The 7,548-nt window shown below is 71.4% G+C and carries 4 protein-coding genes; 1 reads left to right on the forward strand and 3 read right to left on the reverse strand.

The window, feature by feature from the left end:
- Positions 1–103: 103 nt before the first annotated feature.
- Positions 104–1,141 carry a D-alanine--D-alanine ligase family protein gene (locus tag D7W79_RS35240; RefSeq protein WP_120529702.1) on the reverse strand — a complete coding sequence of 346 codons (1,038 nt, stop codon included), beginning with the start codon at positions 1,139–1,141 and terminating at the stop codon, positions 104–106.
- 2 nt (positions 1,142–1,143) lie between these two features.
- Positions 1,144–2,211: a putative zinc-binding metallopeptidase gene (locus tag D7W79_RS35245; protein WP_244222145.1), complete on the reverse strand. Its 1,068-nt coding sequence runs from the start codon at positions 2,209–2,211 to the stop codon at positions 1,144–1,146.
- A 234-nt stretch (positions 2,212–2,445) separates the two neighbouring features.
- On the opposite strand from D7W79_RS35245, the gene D7W79_RS35250 reads away from it, so the two are divergent.
- The gene (locus tag D7W79_RS35250; RefSeq protein ID WP_120529704.1) at positions 2,446–5,424 is read left to right on the forward strand and encodes a hybrid sensor histidine kinase/response regulator; all 2,979 of its coding nucleotides are present in this window, start codon (positions 2,446–2,448) and stop codon (positions 5,422–5,424) included.
- 69 nt (positions 5,425–5,493) lie between these two features.
- Here D7W79_RS35250 and D7W79_RS35255 read toward each other — a convergent pair whose 3' ends face one another.
- Entirely contained in the window at positions 5,494–7,527 is a 2,034-nt protein-coding gene (locus D7W79_RS35255) for a M20/M25/M40 family metallo-hydrolase (RefSeq protein ID WP_120529705.1), read from the reverse strand.
- Positions 7,528–7,548: the final 21 nt, after the last annotated feature.

A 7,548-nucleotide genomic window follows, 5' to 3' on the forward strand; every position in this document is an offset into this window, starting at 1 on the left:
GTCCCCCATAGGCCAACGCCTCCGGCCGGGCCACCGGAATCCGGGACCGGGACCGGAGGGCGTCACTGTCGCGACAGGAGACAGGAAGCTGGGAGCGTTCGCCTCAGTGCGGGGCGGGCGCGGCCTCCCGGGCGGGCGCACCGGGCGTGGCCCTGGACGCTACCCCCAGGCCGTGCCGCCGGGCCGCGGTCTCCACGATGCGCTGCACGAGCGCCTCGTAGCTGATGCCCAGCTGCTTCGCCCCCATGGCCACCTCGCACTGCGTCTCCAGGTAGGGGTTGGGGTTCACCTCCAGGAGGTAGGGCTCGTTGGTGCGGCTGGACACGCGGAAGTCGATGCGCGCGTAGTCGCGCAGCTTGAGCGCGCGGAACGCCGTGATGGCCGCGCGGCCGATGCGGCCCTGCAGCTCGTCCGACAGGTCCGTGGGCAGCACCAGGTGCGGACTGCCCGGCGTCTCCGGGCCGAACTTCACCTCGCGGTTGGCGATCTTCATCCGCTTGCGGTTCCACCGCGAGCCGAAGTCCAGCTCCACCACCGGCAGCACCTCCGGCTTCGCCGCGTCGCCCACCACGCCGACGTACAGCTCGCGCCCCTCGATGAACTCCTCCGCCAGGGCCTCGTCGTCGTACTCCTCGCGGATCTTCTTCACCCGCCGGGCCAGTCCCTCCATGTCCTTCTCCACCCCCAGGCCCATGGACGCGTCCGAGCGCGCGGGCTTCACCACCAGCGGGAAGGACAGGTCGCCGTTCGCCTGGAAGGAGATGCCGTCGAAGGTGGCGAAGCGGGGCGTGAGCACGCCGTGGAACTGGAGCAGTTGCTTGGTGAGCACCTTGTCCTGCGCGAGCAGCAGGCCCGCGGTGCCGGAGCCGGTGAAGGGCACGCGCGCCAGCTCCAGCACCGCCGCGACGTTGACCTCCAGCCGGTAGTCCTCCGCGAACGTCTCGCAGAGGTTGAACACCAGGTCCGGCCGGGCGCGGGTGACGAGGCGCACCAGGTCGGAGACGCTCTCGTCCACGCGCACGTCCGTGGGCTCGTGGCCGGCCGCGCGCAGGGCCGCGCTCACCTGCGCCACCACGGGGTCCGGCGCGTCGTCCTTGGCCTGGTAGTGGAGGACGGCGATACGAAGGGACTTCAGGGGCATGGTCAGTCCTCGAAGAAACGGTCGGTGTGCAGGTAGTTCATCGCCAGGACGGTGACGAGCGACGCGAGCTGCATCGCCGCCTCTCGGCTGTCGTCCGGGTGCAGGGTGAGGTTCAGCGCGGCGGTGCGCTCCGCCAGGTGATCCACGAGCGCGCGCACCACGCCCCGGCTCACCCCCGCGTAGTGGCCCACGGTGGACAAGAGGCGCTGGCGCTCGGCCTGCACCAGCGTCGCCGCGCTCACGGGCGCCTCGCCCGGGCCCCAGAAGATGTCCTCCAGCGCGTGGTCGAAGGCGTTTCGCAGCTCCACGTCCACCTTCTCGTCCAGCTCGCGCTGGCGGTAGTGGTCCTGGACGGTGCCCTCCATCTCCTCGGTGGTGAAGTCCGGCTGGGCCAGCTGCACGGGCGGCGTCGTGCGGCCCAGGCGCTTCGCGATGTCCTCCACGTACTGGAGCTTCTTGAGCGCGCCCCAGCCCTGGTAGCGCTTCGCCCAGTCGCTGCCCGGCGTGAGCCACACGGCGAAGGTCTCCGCGAAGTCCTCGTCCGGGTGCTTCTGCGCGTACCAGCCGGAGATGTGGAAGACGTACCGGCGCGAGAAGGGCCGCGGCTTGTAGTCGTCCTGGTACGGCCGGCCCCAGTCGCCGAAGACGCGGCGCCACTCGTCCGTGTCGTAGAGGCGGTACGCGTAGTTGAACGCGTGGCCCGCCTCGTGCCGCAGGTACATGAGGATTTCGGCCTCCGTCTCCGCGCTGCCCCCCAGCTCCGCCTCGATGGACAAGAGGTCCGGATCCGCCAGGTAGAAGGGCAGCCCGATGACGGGCACGCCAGAGGGACAGCCCCACTCGTCGGACAGGTAGCACTGGGGCTTGAAGGACAGCCCCTTCGCCTCGAGTTCGGCATGGAGCTGCGCGATGTAGCGCTCCAGGGGCGTGCCCCCCAGCCGCAGCGACAGGTCCTTGATGCGCGCCTGGAGGAGGGCTTCACGCCGGGGTGAGAGCCGGCCGCGCTCGGCGCCCTCGGTGGGATGTTTCTCGCGCAGCACCCGGGATTCGGCCTGGGGAGATGGCATCATCCCTACCGAGGTAAGGCGTGCGGCCAGGGATGGACAGCCCGCCAGCCGTGCCCCAGCAGGCGGCCGGCCGTGCGCCCGGACGAAAGGGACGCGGAGGCTTGCGCCTCGCGGCTGCAGGGCGCGCGGGCATGGGACCGGGTGCTCCGCTCCGGACGGATGGGCATTTTTCCAGTGGGAACCGTCTGGGAGCCGTCATAGGGACATGGCTCGCTGAGTCCAGGAGCCGCGCCCGAGATGAGCCAGGACGTTCCGCCCCAGACCCCGGAGACCCTCTTCACCGGCGGCAGCCAGATGCACGCGCTGGTGCGCGCGCACGCCTGGGACGCGTCGCCGGTGGGCCCCGTGGCCTCCTGGCCCACGAGCCTCAAGGTGCTCGTGAAGACGCTGCTCGGGTCGCGCTACCCCATGATCCTCACCTGGGGGCCCCAGCTCACCCAGTTCTACAACGACGCCTATTCGCTGGTGATTGGCGACAAGCACCCGGCCGCGCTGGGCACGGACATCCGGGCCACGCTGGCGGAGGCGTGGGACTCGCTGGAGCCGCTGGTGCGCGAGGCCATGACGACGGGCGTCGCCAGCTGGGTGCCCGCGCTCCGGCTGCTCCTGAACCGCAGCGGCTACCGCGAGGAGTCCTACTTCGACGTCAGCCACGCGCCCGCCTACGACGACACGGGCGCCATCGGCGGCATGCTCGCGGTGTGCGCGGAGGTGACGCCGCAGGTCCTGAGCGAGCGGCGCATGCGGCTGTTGCGCGACCTGTCCGCCCAGGCGTCGGACACGCGCAGCGTGGCGAAGACGTGCAGCGACCTGGTGAACGCGCTGGCGGATCATCCCCTGGACGTGCCGTGCGCGCTGCTCTACCTGCGCGCGGAGGATGGCCGGACGCTGACGCTGAGCGGGGCCGTGGGGCTTGCGCGCGGCGGTCCGCTCAGCCCGGAGACGGTCGTGCTGGACGCCGGCTTCCGGGAGGCGGCCCCGTACCTGCGCGCGCTCGAGGGCGAGCGGGTGCGGCGCGACGGGCTGGAGGCGCTCCTGGCGCTCCAGGGCGGGCCGTTCGGGGACCCGGTGGGAACGCTCCTCTTCCAGCCGCTCGCCGGGGCGGCCGCGCCGCTGGGGGTGCTCGTCACCGCGCTGTCGCCCAACCGCGCCTTCGACGAGGGCTACGCCTCCTTCTGCGAGCTGTTGAGCGCGCAGGTGGCGGTGTCGCTGCGCAACGCGCGGGCCTACGAGGAGGAGCGCCAGCGGGCGGAGGCGCTGGCGGAGCTGGACCGGGCGAAGACGGCCTTCTTCCACAACATCTCCCACGAGTTCCGCACGCCGCTCACGCTGATGCTGGGGCCGCTGGAGGACGTGCTCGCGCAGGTGCCGGTGACGGAAGAGGCGCGCAAGGACCTGGAGCTCGTCCACCGCAACGCGGGCCGCCTGCTGCGGCTGGTGAACACGCTGCTGGACTTCAGCCGGCTGGAGGCGGGCCGCATCGACTCCAGCTTCGAGCCCACGGACCTGGCCGCCTTCACGAAGGACCTCACCGGCCACTTCCGCTCCGCCATCGAGCGCACCGGCCTGTCCTTCCGCGTGGACTGCGAGCCCTTGCCGGAGCCCGTCTACGTGGACCGGCAGATGTGGGAGAAGGTTGTCTTCAACCTGCTCTCCAACGCCCTCAAGTTCACCTTCCAGGGTGGCATCACCGCGCGGCAGGAGGTCCAGGGCCAGGACGTCGTCCTGCGCGTCCACGACACGGGCACGGGCATCCCCGCGGCGGAGCTGCCCCACCTCTTCGAGCGCTTCCACCGCGTGCGCAACGCGCGAAGCCGCACCCACGAAGGCACCGGCATCGGCCTGGCGCTGGTGCGCGAGCTGGTGGCGCTGCACGGCGGCGCCGTGTCCGTGGAGAGCGAGGAGGGACGGGGCAGCACCTTCACCGTGCGCGTTCCCCGGGGGCACGCGCACCTGCCCGCGGACCGCCTGCTCGCCCCGCGCCAGCAGGAGTCCACCGCCATGGGCGTGCGCCCCTTCCTCCAGGAGGCCGAGCGCTGGGCGGACGTGGAGCTTGCGCCCCTCGCGCCAGACGCTCCGGGGCCGGCGGAAGGGGAGGGCACGAACCGGGCGCACGTGCTGGTGGTGGACGACAACGCGGACATGCGCGAGTACGTGGAGCGCGTGCTGTCACCGTCGTTCGAGGTGACGCTGGCGACGGACGGCCAGGCCGCGCTGGAGGCCGCGCGCGAGAGGGCGCCGGACCTGGTGCTGACGGACGTGATGATGCCCCGGCTGGGCGGCTTCGGCCTGCTGCGCGCCCTGCGCGAGCTGCCGTCCACGCGCGCCGTCCCCGTGGTGATGCTGTCCGCCCGCGCCGGTGAGGAGGCCGCGGTGGAGGGGCTGGAGGCGGGCGCGGACGACTACCTGGTGAAGCCCTTCAGCGCCCGGGAGCTGGTGGCGCGCGTGCGCTCCATGCTGGAGCTGTCGCGCATGCGCCGGGAGGTCATGCGCCAGGACCTGCTCGCCCAGTCGCTGCGCGAGAGCCTCCAGGCCCGGGACGACTTCCTCGCGGTGGCGAGCCACGAGCTCAAGACGCCGCTGGCCGCCTTCCGCCTGCACCTGGAGCGGCTGGAGCGCAGCCTGGGGGAAGAAGCGCTGGGCCGCGCGAAGAGCCCGCTGGAGTCCGCTGGCCGGCAGGTGCAGCGGCTGCACGCGCTGATGGAGACGCTGCTGGACGTGTCGCAGCTCACCACGGGCCGGCTGGCGTTGGAGCTGAACGACGTGGACCTCACCGCCGTGGTGGGCGACGCGGTGGCCCGGCTGCGCGAGGAGGTGGCGCGGATGGGCGTGACGGTGACGCTGGACGCGGGCCTGCCCCTCGTGGGCCGGTACGACAAGCTGCGCATCGACCAGGTGGTGACGCACCTGCTGACGAACGCGGCGAAGTACGGCGAGGGCCGCCCCATCGCGGTGCACGTGGCCGCCGAGGACGGCACCGCGCGCCTCACCGTGCGCGACCAGGGCATTGGCATCAGCGAGGCGGACCGCGCGCGCATCTTCGAGCGCTTCGAGCGCGCGGTGCCCGGGCGCAACTACGGCGGCCTGGGCCTGGGGCTGTGGATCGCCCGGCAGGTGGTGGAGGCGCACGGCGGCCGCATCACCGTGGACAGCAAGCCGGGCCTGGGCTCCACGTTCGTGGTGGAGCTGCCCATCGAAGGACTCAAGGCGGCCTGAAGCACGAAGGGGACCCGGGTGAGTGCCCCGGATCCCCTCCTGTGTCACTTCACATCACCGACGCAAGGCTCACTGGACGGTGAACACCAGGTCGTCGCGGTCGTTGTAGCTGTTGGACACGCACGCGCTGCTCGGGCTGCCGGTGCCGTAGCGGAACTGCGCGCGCACGGCCTGGGTGGCGCCGGAGGGCAGCGTGTACGTGGCCGACAGCGTCTGGGCGCCCGGGGCCGTCGGGGTGAGCGTGGTGAGCAGCGTCCAGACGGGCGTCGTCGCGGTGGCGTTGGCCGTGTAGTACAGGTCCAGCCGGTCCGACGACGGGCTGGCGTAGGCCCAGACGCTGGCCTCCACCTTCACCTGCTTGCCCGCGGCGAAGTTGGAGCCGTCCACGGTGGACACCTTGATGGCCTCCACGGACTCATCGCTCTTGTAGGTGCCCTCGCTGCCGTCGCCGCAGGTGCCGCGCAGCGTGTTGGGCGTGTTCTTCTCCGGGCCCATGGTGCCGCGGCCGTTGAAGAGCGTGCCGCTGTCGCAGGTGGCGGCCGCCGCGCTGCAACGCACCGTCCGGAGCGTGGTGTCGTAGGTGCCGGACGTGGACACGTTGGCCACCGTCACCGTCCGCGCCGTCGTGACGGCATTGTTGCCCGCGCTGTCGTGCGCCTTGGCCGCCACCGTGTGGCTGCCGTTGGCCACCGTGCGGCTGTCCCACGCGAAGCTGTACGGCGAGGAGAAGGACGTGCCCTTCACCGCGCCGTCCACCAGGAACTCCACCTTGCTGACGCCCACGTTGTCGGTGGCCGTCGCGGTGATGTTGGTGGTGCCGTTCACGGTCGCGCCGCTCGCGGGCGCGGTGAGCGAAACCACCGGGGCCTGCGTGTCCGTGGGCTGGCCCGGGAGGACGCCCTTGGCCAGCTCCGCCAGGTACGCGGCGCCGATGCGCGCGAACTTCAGCGCGTTGCTGGCGTCGCCGTTCGTGCTGTTGGCCAGCGTGTCGTTGGCCGTGTGGATGTTGGGGTTGTCGTTGTTCATCTGCGCTTCGAACGGGATGGACGCCGCGTAGCCCTGCGCGGTCCACGACGCGTGGTCCGAGCACCCGTAGCCGCACGTGATGTTGGTGCGCGAGTAGCCCGTGTACGTGTCGATGAGGTTGCCCAGGAACGCGTTCTGCGCCGCGTTGGTGTTGTCCGTGACGAGCGTCACATCCCACGAGGAGCCGCGGTAGTTGGTCATGTCCAGCTGGAGCACGCCCACCACGTTGGTGCCCGCGGTCTTGTACGCCTGCGCGATGGCCTGCGAGCCGTAGAGGCCCACCTCCTCCGCCGCGTACGCCATGAACTTCACCGTGCGCGCCGGCTTGTAGCCCTTCGCCATCGCCACACGGAAGACCTCCGACAGGGTGGCGACACCGGAGGCGTCGTCATCCGCGCCCGGCGCGGTCGCGGTGGGGCGGCTGGAGGAGCCGACGGTGATGTTGATGGAGTCCAGGTGGCCGCCAATCACCACCACCTCGTCCGGGAACACCTCGCCGGTGATGGTGGCGATGACGGACGGCTGGGTCCAGCCCGAGTGCGTGTACAGCTGCACGCTCACGTCCGGGCGCCCGGCGGCGTAGGACTCCCAGGCGCTCTTGAGCCAGCTGGCCGACTGCGTGCCGCCCGTGGAGTTGTTGTAGTAGCGGTTCGTGTAGCTGGCCAGCTGCACGATGGTGCCGCGGAGGCTGGCCTCCTCGAGGCCCGAGAACAGCCCGTTGACCACCGCCGCGTTGTCCAGCGTGTAGCTCACCAGCGACTGCGTGGGCTGCCCGGGCGTGAGCGCCGCGAGCGCCGCCTCCTGCGTGTCGTGCGCCATGAAGCCCGCGCAGCGGTGATACTGGTCATGCATGATGGCGGACACGTCGCCCAGCTGCGACTCGGTGAGCTTGAGCACGCTCACCCCGTTCGCCTCGCGCACCAGCGTGGGCGCGTTTGCGGCCGCGCGGAACGACGAGCGCACCGCCGTCACCGCCTCCGAACCGATGGTGATGTAGACCTCCTTGTCACGCGACTCGGCGGAAGCAGTGGCGCAGCACAGCGACACGACGACGGGGGCCAATCTCTTCAAACGCATGTTCCGCTCCGATTCCAGGCG

This window comes from Corallococcus exercitus (assembly GCF_003611585.1).
Lineage (GTDB): Bacteria > Myxococcota > Myxococcia > Myxococcales > Myxococcaceae > Corallococcus > Corallococcus exercitus.

Excerpts from the sequence above, each read along its gene's own strand:
- D7W79_RS35240 (WP_120529702.1), bottom strand. The coding sequence starts at position 1,141 with ATGCCCCTGAAGTCCCTTCGTATCGCCGTCCTCCACTACCAGGCCAAG.
- D7W79_RS35250 (WP_120529704.1), top strand. The coding sequence starts at position 2,446 with ATGAGCCAGGACGTTCCGCCCCAGACCCCGGAGACCCTCTTCACCGGC.
- D7W79_RS35255 (WP_120529705.1), bottom strand. The coding sequence starts at position 7,527 with ATGCGTTTGAAGAGATTGGCCCCCGTCGTCGTGTCGCTGTGCTGCGCC.
- D7W79_RS35245 (WP_244222145.1), bottom strand. The coding sequence starts at position 2,211 with ATGATGCCATCTCCCCAGGCCGAATCCCGGGTGCTGCGCGAGAAACAT.